We start from the raw sequence: 16,934 nt of genomic DNA on the forward strand, positions 1-16,934 counted from the left end.
TTTCGGCTTTTGGGGTGGGGAGGAGGTTGTTTGGTTTAAAAAGCGTTCGGGACCACGGGAAACAGGGACCTGCCCCTCCCGGCCCTGCCCGGCCGGGCAGGCCGGGCAGGCCGGGCAGGCCGGGCAGGCCGGGCAGGCAGTCGCCGCTCTGCCGGCCGGTGATGACCCCGGCCGGTTGCCGGCGTTGAACAGCGCGACCAGGCAGGCCAGCGCTGCCGGCCGCTCCTGGCTGCAGTGCCTGGCCGCGTTCGGCCGGGCATCCTCCAGGACCCCGCCAGGGGCATCGGCGATCCGCGCGCCCTTCCCGGCCGGCTCAAGGGCGGCCCGCCCGGCCTCGGGCAAGACGGTGGCCCCGCGCCAGGCCGCGGCCAGGCCGACCCGCGCCGCGCTCTGCCCTGTGTGCGCCAGGTCCACGGCCGTGGATGCGGCGCACAAACCACAGCCGTTGACCCGGCCCGCCGTCCCGCCGTGCTGATCCCCCTCCTGGTCTTGCCGGCGATCTCACTGCCGAAAAAGATTCAAACGGGCCTGCATAACGCACCCCCGTGTGCCGTGTGGCAGATGTTCCTTGGCAGGACAGGACACCCTTCCCACCACGCAGCCCCGAAAAGAGCGCGGCCCACCGAGGTGACGGCCGCCGCCGCTGACCCGCCCGGGCGCCAGACACCTCCCAGCCGGAGCGCAACTGCGACTCCCGCCCGGGAAGCCCCCGATAACAGCACGCCCAGTCTTGAAACAGGACGGAAAGAATCCATATCGGGACACCCGGTCGTCACTCAATGAAGTCACACAATGAATCCCGCCACCACGCGTCACAGAACGGAGCTTCCGCACCGGGCCATTGCCACCGACGCCTTGCAAATGAAACCGGTGAGTATGTATCTTACGGCCACGCTTTCAGTCGCTTCTTGGGGGAGAAGGATCATGAGCAGTGAGACAGTGCCCCGGACAAAAGACGCCCGGGGCGACGATGCCACCCGACGATCCAAACACGGGGACCCGGCGGAACTTCCCAGGCTCACCACCACCGTGCCAAAGGAATATGTCCACCGTGAATCACTCGCGGAGGTATTCCTCACCGGTTGCGAGAAGACCGGCGAAAACACCTTCGCGCTCACCGGACAGTGGCCGCGCGCGCACACGTTTTTCAACAGCCCCGATGGCCGGAGCCACGATCATCTGCAGGCCGTCGAGACGGTCCGTCAGGTTGGCATATTCCTCGCCCACTCCGAGTACGGGATCCCCCTCGGCCATCACTTCGTGATGCGGGACATCTCCGCCACCACCCACCCCGAGCACCTGGGGATAGGGCACACGCCCAGCGACCTGACGATCGAGACGGTCTTCACCAAGGAACGGCGCGACACGGTCCTGGGCGTGGACATCACCATCCGGCGCGACGGACACGTCGTGGCCACCGGCGACGGGCACTTCACCTGCGTCTCGCCCGCCGCCTACCGCCGGCTGCGCGGCGCCGCCCTGACGAGATCGTTCGACTACCACCCCACCGGCCAGAGCCCGTCCCACTACGGCCGGGCACTGCCCATCGACCTGGTGCTCGCCCCGACCGACCGCCCCGACCTGTGGTGGCTCAACCCGGACCCCAGCCACCCCGTGATGTTCGACCACGGCGGCGATCACATGCCCGGCATGGTCCTGCTCGAAGCGGCACGCCAGGCCACCTGCGCCCTGCTCGGGCCGGGTGCCTCCGTACTGCCCACCACGACGGTCAACCGGTTCCAGCGGTACACCGAGTTCGGCGCCCCCTGCTGGATCGAGGCCACCGAACTGCCCACCGGGCAACCCGGCATCTTCAGCGCCCGGGTGACGGGCCGCCAAAACGGCCGGCAGGTGTTCAGCACCCTGCTCTGCGGCCCCCGCATCACCAGCCCGCGCACGCTCCCGGGCTGCCCCGAAGACGTACCGGCGAACGAGCCGTCCCTGCTCACCTGCTGACCGCCGAGCACGGTGACCGCGGGCGCCCGCAGCTGACCGGCGTTCCCCGCCCGGCAACCCGCCGATCCCGGACAACACCGCGACAGCGATCCAGCGCCCCGCATCCAGCACCCCCGATCCAGCGCCCCGCATCCAGCACCCGGATCCAGCACCCCGCATCCAGCGCCCGGTGTGCGGCCGCGTCCTGACGCGATCGCACACCGGGCGCGGCTGTGCCGCGCACACCGAGCGCGGCTGTGCCGCTGCCCGCTGCGCTACCGCCCGGTCCGCTGCTCCGACGGCACGGCCTGGGCTTCCTGTGCCAGCAGGGCCAGCTCGCTGTCGTCCATCGCACGCTCGCCCATGTAGGCGATGCCGACGACGCCCCGGATCCGGCCCGCCGCGTCGTGGACCGGGATCGCCACGGCGGCGTTCGCGTCCACCGCTTTGGCTCCCGGCCGTACATCGCCCGTGGCATCGGTCTTCAGATTGCAGGTGGACACCGGCGCATCACGCTCGAAGGCCAGACCCGCCATGCCCTTGCCCTTCGGCACGATGCGCACCGCCTCGACGACAGGCGGGGGGATGTTCACGGCGGCGGCCAGGATCATGTCATCGCCCTCACGCACATGAACCGTGCCGGCCACCCCACCACGGGCCGTGATCCACTCCCGGAGCCACGCTCCGGTCACCTCTGCTGCTTCACTCATGGCCAAAGCGTGCCAGCAGCCCCCAACACCCGACAAACACCGGCACGTTGAACACCCGAACATCGCAAACCACGGCCCTTCCGCGGCCGCCCGAGCCCGCGGCGCTCCGCCCGCCCGCCCGCCCGGACGGGCCGGACGGGCGGAGCGGGGCGGGGCGTGGCGGGCAGGGTGGGGTGGGGTCGTCAGGGCTGGCAGAGGCCGCGGGTGTGGTCGTAGGTCGCGGTGGCCTGGGAGTAGCGCCACTGGGGGTCCAGCAGGTCGCTCTTGATCTGTGCGGCCGCGGCCGGGCTCTCGACGATGTACCCGAAGTCCTGCAGCCAGGAGGGGTAGAGGTTCTTGGAGCCGATGTAGAAGGCCGATCCGTCGACCGAGATCAGCTTGTGGTGCTGGGCGTAGGGCTTGCCGTCCGCCCAGGCCGGCTGGTCCGACGCGCGGAAGGTGGCCAGCTGGAGGTTCTCGCACAGGGCTGTGCGCGCCCGGCCGGCGTCGCCGGTCAGGGCCGTCACCCGGCCGCGCAGGGCGTCGCTGACCTCGGAGAGCGACTTGATCTGCGAGTAGCCGCCGCTGCCGATGGTGCCGCGGTTGGCGGGGTCGCTCACGACGATGCGGACCTTGACGCCGGAGAGGAGCTTGGCGGCGAGGGCGTCGTAGAGGCGTATGTCGTAGCGGGGCAGCGGCGGGCAGGTGGCGTGGATGTCCTGCTGGGAGATCTCGATGTGCGAGGTCGCGCTGGAGACCAGGGCGCGCAGGGCGCTCTCCTCCGGGTTGACGGTGTCGTAGTCCCGGTCGGCGTTGGTGTTGTCGTGCAGGGCGATACCGCACTTGGTGTCGCCGGCCGTGGGCAGGACGGGGCGGAAGGAGGAGGCGGGGTCGCTCTGGCGGATGCCCACGCCCAGGCCGCCGACGGCGAGGGCGGGCAGGCTGCCTTCGCCCTGGGGGGAGGCGGGCCGGGGCAGGGAGGGCATGCAGGGGGCGCCGGGTGAGGCGGCGAACCAGACCGAGCTCCAGTTGCTCTTGTTGCGGCAGGTCCAGTCCCACAGGGTGTCCAGGTAGCGGCCCGCGGAGCCCGCGGCCGGCCCGGACAGCGCGAGGTCGACGTCGCTGACCGGGTGGGAGGTCTCGAGGTAGTCGTCCTTCCAGCTGTTGATGCCGCCGGTGATCACCGAACTGCCGTCGACCACGACCAGCTTGGAGTGGTTCCAGGAGAACGCGGTCTTCGAGGTGGTCATCGAGGCCACGTTGAGGGTGATGTTGCCGGCGGCGGCCGGGCCCAGCTTGGCGAGGAGTTCGTCGCGGTAGGACGAGGGGATCACCGTGGAGTGGTAGACGGGCGCGGCGCCCACCATGACGCGCACCTTCAGCCGGTTGCCCTTCTGGGCGGATTCCCTCAGGCCCGCGACGATCGCCTCCTGGTAGCCGCCGTTGGGGAAGGGCGCCAGCGTGGATATGTCCACCGTTTCCCGGGCGGCGGCGATGTCGCGCCGCATCTTGTCCAGGAGACGGCGCGATCCGGGCCGGTCGGTGCATCCGGCGTCGCCCCAGCAGCCGGGGGTCTGCAGCAGCCAGTCGGCGCCACCGGGCGTGGAGGAACCGAGCCGGTTGCCGAAGGTGCGTTCCCAGACCGAGCCCTCAAGGCCCGGCGAGACCTGACGCAGGGTCTGCTCGACCGAGTCCAGGTGCGGTGTGGGCGCGTCCGCGGCGGACGCGGGGGCGGGGGCGGCGAGGAGGGAGAAGCCGAGTGCGAGGGCCGGGGCGCAGATGAGGGCCGCCGTACGGACGGTGCGTGCCAATGTGGTTCCTTGACTGGGGGGTGGCTCTGGCCGGGAGCGTGGCCGGCCACGCCTCCGACCTTGATCAACCCGCGCAAGTTACCAGTAAGTAGGCTTCTGTTCACCCGCCTCGGGCGAGTTCCGGCCACACACGGGGCCGGCCGCCCGCCGGCGGATGCCCGCCGCCCGCCGCCCGCCGCCCGCCGGCGGGTTGCAGGGCCGGCGGGGTGGCGGCCGGTGAAGGTACGCGTGTGGCGGGCCCGTACTCCGCCCTGCGCTACGCAGGACGCAGTACGCAGCACGGGGACGCGCGCGGCGCCAGGACGGTGAACACCGCGCCCCGGGAGGGACCCTGACACCGCGGCGGGTGGGCCGGCGAGCAGCGCGGCAGCGAAGGCGTCGAGGAGCGCGGAAGGACGCGCCTGGCCGGAAGGCCTTGCTCCACCATGAGGCACTGACACCGCCTGGCGGGCCTGCGGGCTCACACCCCACTCCCCCGGCGCCTGGGCCGCGGCCTGATCCTGTTCGCCGGCGGCCGGCCACCGCCACACGGCCCACTCCCCCGCACACCCGGCGCCTCGGCCACCGCCACACCGCCCGCGCACCCGGCACCCGGCGCCCGGCGCCCGGGCCATCAGCCACCGGACATCGGCGTCGTATGCCGGGTCGTGCGCTTCCCCTCCCGGCGCAGGGCCGCCGGCCGGCGCACCGTAAGGCCCCCGCGGCGCCCGAACCGGCGCGGCAGGCACGACAGTGCCCTGATGCACGGCGGTGCCCAGGGGCGCGGCGGTGCCCGGGGGCGCGGCGGTGCCCGGGGGCGCGGCGGTGTTTGGGGGCGGCAGGAGCGGTCGCACCGCCGCGATCGCGGCCGGCGTGCGCAGGGGGGCGGCTTTCGCCCGGTCGGGCCAAGCGCAGGCGGCCGGCTGCCGCAAATGGCCCAGTATCGGGACACCGGAGAGGCCGCGGGTCCGATGAGATGCCTAACGTCGCTGCCAGAGACATCGGTTCGCGAAGCCTGTGGAGGCACCATGTCCCATCGGGGCCGCTGGCTGGCGGGCGCCTGCGCCGGTACGGTCGCCGTCGGCCTGCTCGTCACCGGGGGCGCCCTCGCCACACCGCCGCACAAGGGTTTTGGCCCTCACGCCGGGGACGAGGTCGCGGTGGGCGCCTATCTCCACTACGGCTCGCCCGGCGTCGAAAGGATGCGCGAACTCTCGCGCTGGCTCGGGGGCACCGACCTGCGTGCCGGGCACACCTACCTGCCCGGCGACACCTGGTCGAACATCGAGGGAGCACCCGATTCCCTGCACAGCTGGGCACGGTGGCGCAACGAGAGAGCCGACCGGATGTTCATCCTGAACGTGCCCATGCTGGAGGGCAACGAGGCGGGCGTCCCCGACGGCCGGGTCGCCGAGCTGATGCGTTTTGGCGCGCGAGGTGAGTACGACCACCACTTCCAGCGGCTGGCCGAGCGCCTGGTCGCCCTCGATGTGCCCGACACGGTGATCGTGCTCGGCTGGGAGATGAACGGCTTCGACTACACCCACCGGTGCCGGCCCGACCCCGAGAACTGGAAGAGGTACTGGCGGCGCATCGTGGCCGCCATGCGCTCCGTGGAAGGCCAGCAGTTCCAATTCGACTTCGCCCCCAACCGCGGCAGCGACGCCATCGCCTGGACCCGGTGCTACCCCGGCGACGACGTCGTCGACATCATCGGCATGGACACCTACGACCAGCCGCCCGGCGATACCTTCGACGACCAGGTCACCCAGCCCTACGGACTCCAGCAGCAGGTCGACTTCGCGAACGCGCACGACAAGCCGATCTCATACCCCGAATGGGGACTGTTCCGCAACGGCGACAACCCCCAGTACATGCGCCACATGCTGGCATGGATCGCCGAACACAAGCCGCTCTACCACAGCATCACCGACTACTGCCCCCACGGCGTGTGGCAGTGCGGCCAAAACCCGCACTCCACACAAGTGTTCCGGCAGCACCTGTCCACCGGACACGACCACGAACGGCCCCCCGGCCCCGACCATCAAGACGACAAAGCCAGACCGAAAAAACCAAACCCTCCCTCCCCCCACTGAACCGGCCAGACACAAGCCGGACACGCCCTGAACGAAGCTGGCGGCCACACGCAGCACGTCGCATGCGCCCTGAGCTTGAGGTTTAACCAATAGGAGCCTCCAGTGCTTGGCTCGCATACTGGTCTGATGAGTCCAAGCTCCACACACCATCGGTTCCGGGACACACGCAGCACGAAGTACGACTTCCTTGCGTCCGTCCTCGTGCGCTGCCCGGGCTGTGAGAAGGTCGCGCACGTCGGGACAGCACCAGACCCGGCCGGAGTGGACGATCAGGACCTCTTTGCACCAAGGCGTCTCGTCTGCCGGAACTGCGGGACGGCGAAGGAACGGAGCCGTGGATCTGTGGCCCTGCACCGGGACCCGCACGCGCCAGCCACGGATCCGTACTTCGGCATCCGCCTGTGGCTGCAGGCCGAGACCCGGCACGGGTGGGTATGGGCCTACAACCTGGAACACCTGGACCTGATCAGACGATTCGTTCAGGCGCCGCTACGTGAAGGGATTCCCTGGCACGACCACGGCCGGAAGATGACCGTGGTGGCCCGCCTGCCCGCCTGGATGCAGCAGGCCAAGAACCGCGACGATGTGCTGCGGGCCATCGCCCGCATCCACACCTCGCTGCTCCGCACCTGATCCAAGAACCCTGGCTTGTCACCTAGCTTGGCTTGCCGTACATCAGGTGCGTCTGGGTTTGGTGCCGACCTTGTGATGGGCGGGTCGGGTGTAGGACTCGCCGGTCGCGAGGACACGTCCGACGTCGTAGCGGGTGGCGGGCCGCCGGTTCTTCGAGCCGAGCGGGCGGCCGGGGCCGGGTCGGGTGGGTTTTGGTGCACGGGCTGGCGTGCCCGTCTTCGCATGCAGGTTCCTGAACCCGCGGCGGACCCGGGCTGGGGTGAGTCTGTTCGGTTCCGCTGGCCGCTCCCATGGCCGGCGCAGATCCTGTGTGAGGGGGCGGGCGAGGCGGAGTTGAGCGTGTGCGGCCAGGACGAGCCAGGTCCAGCGATCGGCGGCCTGCGAGTCCCGCAGCTTCGGCCGGGTCCAGCCGAGGGTCTGCTTGAGGAGGCGGAAGGTGTGTTCCACGTCGAAGCGGCGCAGGAACGCCTGCCAGCACCGGTCGACGTCGCCCGTGGCGGCGCCGGTGCCCGACCACCACAGCCAGACGGGCTTGATCACCCCGCCGCTGGGCCTTCTCGACCGTCAGGCGGATCACGGTGCCCTCGATGATCGGCAGCGGTCCCTCGTGGTCGAGCCAGGCGGCCCGGCGGGTCAGCCGGGGATGGAGCCGGTCCCACGCCTGTGCGGTCGCAGTCCCGTACCGGTCGGTGTCGGTGACGGTCACCGCGGTGACCTCGCCCCAGGTCTCGGGACGGCCGAAGACGAACTCACCACCGTGCTTGGGCGGACGTCCGCCCTGCGGCGGGCAGATCCACGGCACCGGGACCGGCTTGCGCATCACCCGGTCCGAGCGCAGCCGGCCCAGCACCTCGACCGGCAGATCACGCAGGAGGTGCGCGATGCGGGGCCCGTCGTAACCGGCATCGAGGACGACCAAGATGTTCGGGGCGCCTGTCTGCCACTGGCCGGCTGCCACGAGGCGTTCAACTACGTCACGGACCTGATCGGCGGTGACCGCGGCTAAGTCGGCGCCGGGCTCCAACCGGATCGCGTCCAGCAGCGCCGTCCACGAGGTCCGGCCCGTCTCCAGAGCGGCGACGATCGAGTAAGGCCAGCCGGGCACCATCTGGTGCTTGCCCAGGCCCCGGCCGAAGGTATGGCAGAAGGACCGGTCCGAACAGGTATCGGCATCCGGCCGAAGCCACGGAGAGACGTCCACAGCCAGCACCAGTCGGCCGTCGCTCGCCCGGGGCAACGGCACACCCGAAAGCGCGCGACGAAGCCGGGCAACGTCGATACGGCCCCGGTTGATCCCCGTGGGGTCTCGGCGCGGCCGGTCCTGCCCAGGGATTCCAGGCAAGGCCGGCGCACACCAGGCGTGACCGCCCAGCCGCCCGTCCACGCAGCTGCCCCCGGCCCAGTACGTGACCGGTACCGCCCGGCCCTGAACCGGCGGGAGACCAGATACCCGGCACTGCGCACAGCGGAGCCCGGCAGCATCACCACCACCCGCGCCGCGGGCCCGCACCCCACACGACAGCAGCATCACACCCCAACCACACGCGCCACGCGCCACGCGGCAGGCGGCAGGCGGCAGACGGCAGACGGCAGACGGCAGACGGCAGACGGCAGACGGCGGCCTGTGGCCGGCGACCGGCTGGAGTCACACCGGCGCTCCCACCCGGGCGCGCGGTCATCTCGCAGCCGACCGACCACAACGGCCGCCGCCTGAGGCGGGGTCGCCAGGGCGGCCGCCCGGTTTCGACCGCGAGCCTGCAAGCAGCGGAACACCCTCGAACGATGCCTCATCTGGGCCCGACGCTGGCCAAAGAGACAGAACCTACTACGAACGGCAGGAGGGGCGATGGCCGCGGCTTGAGACGATCTCATATCGTCTGACGAGGAGTAACGAGACGAGGGGGATCCCGGAATGTTCGCAGTGATCTATCGGTGGCGCCTCCAGCAGGGCAAGGAGCAACTGTTCGCCGAGGGTTGGCACCGGGTGACTGCGGCGATCCATTCCCAGTGCGGCAGTTACGGCTCGCGCCTGCACCAGGCAGACGACGGCACCTGGGTGGCCTACGCACGGTGGCCGGACGCCGAGACCCGCGAACAGTGCGCGATGCCCGATCCGCAGGGGGCGGCCATGATGGGCGAAGCGATCGCGGAACGCTTCCCGGAAACCCGGCTGCAGATCGTCGACGACATGCTCGCGGAGCCGACCGGCCTGTAGTACGCCAGTCGCAGACGATCAGCCTGCCGGCGGGAGCCGGTGCGCACGGCCGGACCGCGCGGCCGGGGCGTACACGAAGGACAAGCCGGGCGAGAAGAGCCGGAACCCCTCTCCACCTCACGGTTCACACCGCGACCGCCTCGACACCAACCCGCACCGCGCCCTGCCGGGGCCCGGCCGGGCGCGGTAAATGCCGGAACCGGCCCGGTACCACCGCATTGGCGCACCCGCCGGGCTCGGGGCCCAGCCGGGCGCGGTACCGGGCCGGAACCGGCCCGGTACCACCACCCCAAAAGGCGCCCTTGCCCGGACAGGCGCACGCCTGTCCGCGCGGCGTGCGGGCCGGCCAGGACCCGTGCGGCGCCGGCGAAGCCCCGGACACCGGCTCGAGCACGGTGCCATGCCTGCACGACGGACCGTACGGAGCCGGGCCCGGCCCACGAGGTCAGCGGCCCGCCGACCCTCACAGCCCCTCCCGCACGCACGCCTTCACCGGCGGGCTGACCCACGCGGTGTACCCGGCCGGCGGCCCAAGGGAGCGCCGCGACACGGTCCCGTACCGCAAGCGGCCGCCTTGCGGTGGGCTCGGCGGCCGGCCGCATACGCGAAAACGCCCGGCCGGGAAATCCCGGCCGGGCGTCTTTGCGTGCGTCTGCTACCCGCTGGCGGCTTAGTACCAGTGGTGGGTCTGCCAGAAGTTCCAGGCACCCACGGGGCTGCCGTAGCGCTCGTTCATGTAATCCAGACCCCACTTGATCTGCGTGGCCGGGTTGGTCTTCCAGTCCGAGCCCGCGGAAGCCATCTTCGACGCCGGCAGGGCCTGGACCAGGCCATAGGCACCCGAGGAAGAGTTCGTGGCGGTGTGGTTCCAGCCGCTCTCACGGGAAACGATGTTGCTGAAAGCCGCGAACTGCGCCGGGTCCTTGATCATCTGCTGGGCGATCGCCTTCGCACTCATCGGGGCGGCCTGCGCGGGAACCGCGGCCAGCATGGAACCGGCGACACCCAGGGCGAGGACGGAACCCGCGAGGGTCTTCTTCGAAGCGGCGATGCGGCGGATGACAGCGTTGGACACAGACAGACCTTCCGAAGGAGACAAGGACGGCCGCGGGCATGCCGAAGACATGCGTGAGCCACTCACGCGAAGGAGAGGGAATCAACGGCGGCGGGTGAAACACCCCTGCCGCCCTGCGACTCATCCAGTTCTACAGACCCCCACACCCCCTGGCAAAGACCCCTCCTACTAGCACCCCTCGCAGCCAGCACCGGCCACCCCACGAAGCCCTCGGAGAGATCCGCACAGGTCAAAGCCGATACGAGAAGCGGGCATCGAGGCTGTGCGGGGCTACTATCCCGGCTCGTATGTGACGTGGGCCCTATGGGACGCCTCACCCCCACAACACCCGAAACTCACCCAACGTCACCACCCATACCCCATCAACGTCCAGGCCAGACCCCCACAACCACCTCACAACCCAAGGAAACAAACCCACCGAGACTGCCATCCACACCCCGCCACAACACCCCCAAACAACAGCACGACACCCAAACCCCACCACCCCACCACCACGGCAAGACAACCAGGGCAGCCCGGGCGGCCGGGAGGCCAGGGGGCCCGGCCGGGGGGCGGGGGCCGGAGGCAGCCAGGGGGCTCGGGAGGGCGGGAGCCGGAGGGCGAGGGACCGGAGGACGGAGGACGGAGGGCGGAGGACGGAGGGCGGAGGACGGAGGGCGGAGGACGGAGGACGGAGGCAGCCAGTTCCCCACCCCTTCCACCGTCCCAGCCAGCCACCCGGCGGGTGGACGAGAACCTGCGGCAGCTCCGCAAAAACCCCCCGCAATGCCAGGACTCCGCCGCTGCGCCCCACCCACACCCGCCCCGCTCTATACGCCGTCCGATGCGGAGCGCAGCGGATCACCGGCACGGATCCGCCCCGCTTCCCCCATACGCCCCTGATCCTCCAAGAGCGCGGCAAGGTTCCGGTGGGCGCAGCGATACCTGGCCACCACGGGGGCTTGGGCATCGTGCTTGGCTGCCATGGTCTGGGCCTACCTCGTGAGCAAGTCGTTGAGTAGTCCCGGGCTCGATACCGGAGCCGGCCGTAACCCTCGGCGCCTGGGTTCACAGTGCCGCACCGCCCGGTCGCCGAGGATGTTGTTCCGGAGGCCCGAAAGCCGCCAAGCGCGAGCGCTGTGGTGACCACGCCAGCCTGAACTCCTGGCTGGTGTTCCGCAGGGTGTTCCCGCTGTCGGCGGAAGTCGGACGTGCCCCGGACGATGGACCGGTCCGGGGCACGTGTCCAAGGAGGGCACGATGTCGGCTCTCCCTGCTTCCACCGCGCCGTTTCGTGCTGCTGGTGGGCTTTGCCACGAGAATCCAGCGTGGCGGCGAGGGTGGCGGTGGGCTGGTCGAGTTCGGCGACTGCCCGTGCATCCTCCGCCGCTGCGATCAGGCGGGCGGCGCGGGGGCGGCTGGCTCCGGGCTCCAGCTGGCGGTGACTGTCAGGTGGGCCTGACCGTTGCCGTTTACGATGCCCAGCTTCAGGTCCTGGGTGAGCTGTATGCCGAACGTGACGGTGATCTCGGTGGGCGGTGCGGGCACCGTGGTCATGGCAGCGTGGACCTCCTCGACCAGGGTTCCGAGCGGCCTGAGCGTGCTGCGGAGTGCGTCGGCGGCGACCGCGGCGACGGCCTCCCCTCGCCGGCCCACGGGGATGACGGGGCCAAGACCGTCGGCCAAGTCATCGTCCTTGTAGGCGGGTGGGTCCGCATTCGTGAGCAGAAAGCGAACCGTGGTGCCGTCGTCGAGATGCAAGTTCCCTGAACCGGTCATGCGAAGAATTGTGCAGAACGCTTCCGGATGGAGCATGGCAGCGGTCAACTCGGTTACGAAACCGTGCCAGTTGAGGCTCGGCGTGGCGCCCGCGACCAGAAGCGTCCTTCAGGAACAGGGCGGCTCGGACGGGGTTCCCTTCGGGAGGCGCTTGCGTTCGTCCTCGGTGTAGTCGCGTGCAGCGCTGACGCACAGGGTGCGGAACTGGACTTCGGGGCGGAGGTCGAAGGCGCGGCGCCCTTCACTGTTGTCAATTACCAGCTGGTGGTCCCGCGTGAGCTGTGCCGTCGTAGCGGTGACCTCCTCGGTGCTCCAGTCCGCCACCGCCAACGAGACGGACGAGCCGTCCGCCAGATCATGGACCTCGACCAGTCGGTCGAGGTACGTGACGAGTCTGCCGTCCGGCGTGAAACCAATCAGTTGCATCCCGGTCGGGTGGGTCACCTCTTCCCGCAGCCGTTCCTGGCGGTCGACGTCCCAGACGCGCACCTGTCCGTCGGAATTCTGTACGGCGAGCCGCGTGCCGTCGGGGGTGAAGACGATCCCGCTGCCGAGCGAATCCTCCGTGTACGGCAAGCTGATGGCCGGGCCCGGCAGCATCGCGACCTGCCTTGGGGCGAGGACGTCCCACAGCATGATCTCGCCGCGGCCGCCTCCTGTCCTGGTCACGACGGCGACCTGTCCGGGGTGCCCGGGGCGGGCCATGAGCTGCCCGTACACAAAGAGATCGCCGAGGCCACCGTAGGAGTTGGGTCCTGGGTGGGCGGCAAAGGGCTGGGTGAGGACAGTCCCACGGGTGGCGTCGAGACGCGCCAGCGTGCCGTTATCGGTCAACAGGACGAACTCGCTACCCTGCACTCCGACGACGCTGTCGATCTTCTCCCCCTTCTGTGCCTCCTGGGGGAGCGGCACACTCCTGCTGAGGTCGGACGCCGCGTAGGCGCGATGGAGTCCGGCCTTGCGCCCCCACACCACGACCGACTGGGAGTCGGCGGTCCACGTGACCATCCAGTCCCTGTTCTGAGCGGGAGCCGAAATCTCCACGGAGCGCAGGACCGTGCGGGAGGCATCCAGGACCTCAAGGGTCTTCTCGCTGACCCTGGCGACGGCGCGCCCGTCGGGCGACAGCGCGAACCTACCGCCCTTACCGTTATCGCTCCCGGCCTGGAACCGTTCATGGCCCGACCGCTCGGCCCGCACTGCCATCAGCGTCGTGCCGACGGGTACGAGAACGGTGAGCCCGCCGTCCGTCCCTGGCACCGCCGCGACCCCGTTGTACCCAGCGGGAAGGCCACCTGAGGTGGGCAGGCGTGTGCGATGGGCCTGTCCAGTACGCACATCGGTCAAGGTCGACTCGACGTACCCGCCCTCGTCGACTTCCCCGATGTCCGCCGAGCCTTCGACCTGGTAGTTTCCCGTGGCGTCGTCGGGCTCGCCTACTTCGGGAATCGCAGTACTCGGGCCGGGCGTACGGCCCAGTGCCTGGCTGTACGTCTGTCCGTCAGCCGACCAGATCGCGGTCTCACCTCCAGCTCCGAGAATCGCGGAACGGGAGGTCACGTTGGGCACCGGGCCCGGACTGTAGAGGTGTCGTCCGGTGGTGAGATCCTTGATCTCGACGTGCCGAGCGGCCCCGTCAAAGCTGGACACTGCCACTGTGCCCGGGTCTGTGGTGAAGGCCGCCTCGTCCACCCTGTACCCGGCTACGAGGCTGTCCGCGACGGGCAGTCGGTCACCGGAGGGCACTTCCCACGCTTCAGCGAAAGATGGCACGCACCGCTGGGCGTCCTTGGTGCACTCCACGGAGTGGTCGTCCATCGTGAGCAGCAGCCGCTTCCCGTCGCTGCTGAAGTCCAGGGTCCCTCCGGTCTCTTTGGCGATCTTGTGCTCGCCGTGGTTCAGGACGATGGGTTCCTTCGGGTTGTTCACCCGCCACAGCCGGACCGAGTCCTCAGCGGCCGCGGCAATGAGGCGGCCGTCGGGGCTGATGCTGCTCACGAAATTGCCTGCGGGGACACCGCTGAGTTCGGTGGTCCGGATCTTTCCTTCGAGGGCGCCTGTGACCACGGTGAACGTGGACACGTCACCGCCCGACGGCTTCGACACCACCACGAGGGTACGGCCGTCCGGTGTGGCGTCCATGCCCCTGACCTGGCCCGTCCACACCGACGGATAGGCACCCACCAGGTACTGCCCCCGCGCGTACTGATGCATCAGCGCATCGCGGGTCTTCGGGGTCTGCTGAGTGCTCCACCCGGCCAAGGCCAGCTGCAGGGCAGTAGCAGGGTTACTGTCGGGCGTGTCCTCGGCGGCCTGGGCCAGCAGCCCCGCGGCCTGGATCCGCAGCTGCTCCTCGGTCTCCCGAAGACTCCACACGGTGGACAACGCCAGTACGACGGCCAGCACGGTGAGAACGGACAGCGCCGCCAAGGCGGCCTGCTTGATACGGGCGCCGCGCCGGGAGTGGCGCAGGCTCAGCAGAACATATCCGCGCTCTTCGACGGCTATGTCGTCGGGATGCGCGGCCAGCCGGCGATCGGCCTCCGCGAGATCGGTACCGCTCAACAGCCGGGCTTTCTCCCTCTGCTGTGCCTGCCACCGCCGCAGGTCGGCCCGTAGCTGCTCCTGCCAGGCACGGAAGTCCCGGGAGTCGGCCAGCCATTCCCGAAGGCTCGGCCAGAGCCGGGTCAGCGCCTCGTGCGCCAGATCGACGATCTCTTCGGCACCGCCCGGGGCCCGGGAGAGGACGACGAGCTTGCTCGGCGCCAGCTCCCTCGCCAGCTCCACAAGTTCGGGAGCCAGGTCGGCGACTGGGGTGGGACGACGGAGGAAGGCATCCCCGTCCGGGCGGGCCAGCTGCACGAACAGCCGCTGGGCGAGTCTTTGCCGGGATGGTGTCAGCCTGTCGAGCGTGTCATCCGCGTATCCGACCAGAGCCCCTGCCACCCCACCCAACTTGTCGTACGCGGCGTGGGTCAACATCGACCGGCTGCGACGCTCCCACAGCTCGGTCAGGGCGAACTGCACCAGGGTCATCCGGCCGGGCTCGCCGCCCGCGTCCGCGACGATCCGCTCCGGCAGTCCCGGCTCGAACCACAGCCCCGGCACGCTGGCGACGGGCGCGGTTACCGCCCGCTCCAGTCCCTCGGCGGCCAGCGGCGCCAGAAACTCCACGGCGTCGCTGACCAGATCGGACGTATCGGCTGTCACCAACGCGTCGAGGGAATCGGGCCGCGCCGTCGCCACGACCCGCAGCACCGCCGGGCCGTCCTTGCCCGCCAGCGCGGCAAGCAGCCCTAACAGGTTGCGGGCAGCAGCCGGCTCGGCGCCCGCGTACTCCTCGAACTGGTCGACGAAAATCAGATGGCCGGCTTCCACTCCGCGGGCGAGGATCCGTCCGCGCAACCCGGCCGGGACGTCCTCGTCGCTCTCCAGCAGCCGTGCCAGTTCCTCCACCCCTGTAAGCCGTTCGATCTCGCCGAGACCCGGTTCCAGGAGCCCGATCAGCGCCGTGGCCAGTACTGCGGAGGCACGTACGCCGGGTACGGGTCGCAGTTCCGTGACGCCCATTCCTTCGGCCCGCAGCCGGGGCAGTACCCCGGCCCCCACGAGGGACGATTTCCCGCACCCCGAGGGCCCCGCGACGAGCGTCACCGACCGTCTGCGGACGGCCTTGTACACGCGCGCGATGTCACTTTCGCGCCCATGAAAGAACTCCGCACTGCCCTCCGAGAAGGGCGCGAGGCCCTGGAACGGACAGCGCGACTGCAGCGTCTCCTCGTCGACCAGCTCGGCCGACGGCAGCAGGTACGCGGTGCGCTCGCCCACGTGCGCGGCGACCGTCATCCCGACGACGCCGTCCTGCGCGTCGTCCCAGACCGGCGACCCACTGAACCCTCCCGAGATCCGCGGTCCCGGCCCCTGAACCTCCATCTGCACCCAGCCCGACCCTTGCCCGGCCCGCAGGGTGCCAGAGGCCCACACCCCGCGATCGGCGCCGCCCGGATAGCCCAGTGCCCGGAACGTGTGGCCCCAGACGCCGGTCCCGTCGACCAGTTGCACCGGCCGCGCGCCCTCGACGGCCGCCTCCAGTCTCAGCAGCGCGACATCCTGCCCGCCGCGCCGCCATGACACCACGGTCGCCCGCGCCCTGGGGCGGCCTTCCAACAGCGGAAAATCAAGATCTACTGGCTCGCCTGGTGCCTCCTGCGCACTGTCTGGCACCCCGAGCGCCGCCGCCACGACGTGGGCACAGGTGCACACCACATCGGCGGCAACGAGAAACCCGGCACCGACCACCTCGCCCTCGGTCGAGCAGACCCGCACCTGCGACGCCTCGAGCACGTCGCTCCCCCGCACAGCGACCATGAACTCCCCCGTATGCAATGTGTCCCCTGCCAAGCCTCAAGCCAGCATCATCGGCGCGACCGGGCTACACAACTCGCCTTACCGAACCACCAGTTGCAGAAAAGCACAGCTGTGATCCGCAGGAAACCCAACTCGGCACATCCGCATCGCAACGCCCCGACAGGACGAGGAGGTGCCGTGCGACGACTCGTTCGCACTGTTCGAGCTGGGGATCTACTTCCTGGGCACCCTGCGGTCCTGGCACGAGCAGGCCGGCCCCGACGCGGCCGAGGGCACGCCCGCGCCGACATCCTGGAGCAACTGATGGCCGTCGCCCTGGGCCAGGCTCTCGATGCGCACCCTCCGCTCCGCTTCCCCGCTGCGCCCCTGGTCCGG

10 protein-coding genes and 1 pseudogene are annotated in these 16,934 nt (G+C 70.2%); 5 read left to right on the plus strand and 6 right to left on the minus strand.

Features of this window, described 5'->3' with window-relative positions:
• The first annotated feature begins 924 nt into the window (after positions 1-924).
• A complete protein-coding gene (locus ACZ45T_RS35810; protein ID WP_468448327.1) occupies positions 925-1,956 on the plus strand; it encodes a ScbA/BarX family gamma-butyrolactone biosynthesis protein in 1,032 nt (343 codons plus the stop codon).
• 254 nt (positions 1,957-2,210) lie between these two features.
• Here the strand turns inward: ACZ45T_RS35810 and ACZ45T_RS35815 are convergent, their stop codons facing one another.
• Both ACZ45T_RS35815 and ACZ45T_RS35820 read right to left on the minus strand, forming a co-directional pair.
• Positions 2,211-2,645, minus strand: a complete 435-nt coding sequence (locus ACZ45T_RS35815; RefSeq protein ID WP_468448328.1) for a GAF domain-containing protein — start codon at positions 2,643-2,645, stop codon at positions 2,211-2,213.
• 182 nt (positions 2,646-2,827) lie between these two features.
• Positions 2,828-4,435 (minus strand): phospholipase D-like domain-containing protein, encoded by a 1,608-nt coding sequence (locus tag ACZ45T_RS35820; protein WP_468448329.1) that lies wholly within the window; start codon positions 4,433-4,435, stop codon positions 2,828-2,830.
• A 1,007-nt stretch (positions 4,436-5,442) separates the two neighbouring features.
• On the opposite strand from ACZ45T_RS35820, the gene ACZ45T_RS35825 reads away from it, so the two are divergent.
• Both ACZ45T_RS35825 and ACZ45T_RS35830 read left to right on the plus strand, forming a co-directional pair.
• Positions 5,443-6,510 (plus strand): glycoside hydrolase family 26 protein, encoded by a 1,068-nt coding sequence (locus ACZ45T_RS35825; RefSeq protein ID WP_468448330.1) that lies wholly within the window; start codon positions 5,443-5,445, stop codon positions 6,508-6,510.
• A 126-nt stretch (positions 6,511-6,636) separates the two neighbouring features.
• Positions 6,637-7,143: a hypothetical protein gene (locus ACZ45T_RS35830; protein WP_468448331.1), complete on the plus strand. Its 507-nt coding sequence runs from the start codon at positions 6,637-6,639 to the stop codon at positions 7,141-7,143.
• A gap of 42 nt (positions 7,144-7,185) precedes the next feature.
• Here the strand turns inward: ACZ45T_RS35830 and ACZ45T_RS35835 are convergent.
• Positions 7,186-8,437 (minus strand): annotated as a pseudogene (locus ACZ45T_RS35835) (NF041680 family putative transposase); the annotation flags it as partial.
• Positions 8,438-9,055: 618 nt separating this feature from the next.
• On the opposite strand from ACZ45T_RS35835, the gene ACZ45T_RS35840 reads away from it, so the two are divergent.
• The gene (locus ACZ45T_RS35840; protein ID WP_468448332.1) at positions 9,056-9,358 is read left to right on the plus strand and encodes a hypothetical protein; all 303 of its coding nucleotides are present in this window, start codon (positions 9,056-9,058) and stop codon (positions 9,356-9,358) included.
• Positions 9,359-10,028: 670 nt separating this feature from the next.
• On the opposite strand, the gene ACZ45T_RS35845 is transcribed toward ACZ45T_RS35840, so the two are convergent.
• The 3 genes from ACZ45T_RS35845 to ACZ45T_RS35855 all read right to left on the minus strand — a co-directional run bounded on the left by ACZ45T_RS35845 (position 10,029) and on the right by ACZ45T_RS35855 (position 16,535).
• Positions 10,029-10,433: an aggregation-promoting factor C-terminal-like domain-containing protein gene (locus ACZ45T_RS35845; RefSeq protein WP_468448333.1), complete on the minus strand. Its 405-nt coding sequence runs from the start codon at positions 10,431-10,433 to the stop codon at positions 10,029-10,031.
• A gap of 1,374 nt (positions 10,434-11,807) precedes the next feature.
• Entirely contained in the window at positions 11,808-12,191 is a 384-nt protein-coding gene (locus tag ACZ45T_RS35850) for a CU044_2847 family protein (protein ID WP_468448334.1), read from the minus strand.
• A gap of 108 nt (positions 12,192-12,299) precedes the next feature.
• Positions 12,300-16,535 carry an nSTAND1 domain-containing NTPase gene (locus ACZ45T_RS35855; protein ID WP_468448335.1) on the minus strand — a complete coding sequence of 1,412 codons (4,236 nt, stop codon included), beginning with the start codon at positions 16,533-16,535 and terminating at the stop codon, positions 12,300-12,302.
• 196 nt (positions 16,536-16,731) lie between these two features.
• On the opposite strand from ACZ45T_RS35855, the gene ACZ45T_RS35860 reads away from it, so the two are divergent.
• On the plus strand, positions 16,732-16,863 hold the full coding sequence (locus ACZ45T_RS35860; RefSeq protein ID WP_468448336.1) for a hypothetical protein: 132 nt from the start codon (positions 16,732-16,734) through the stop codon (positions 16,861-16,863).
• The last annotated feature ends 71 nt before the right edge of the window (positions 16,864-16,934 follow it).

Source organism: Streptomyces sp. NPDC030995, from assembly GCF_055571215.1.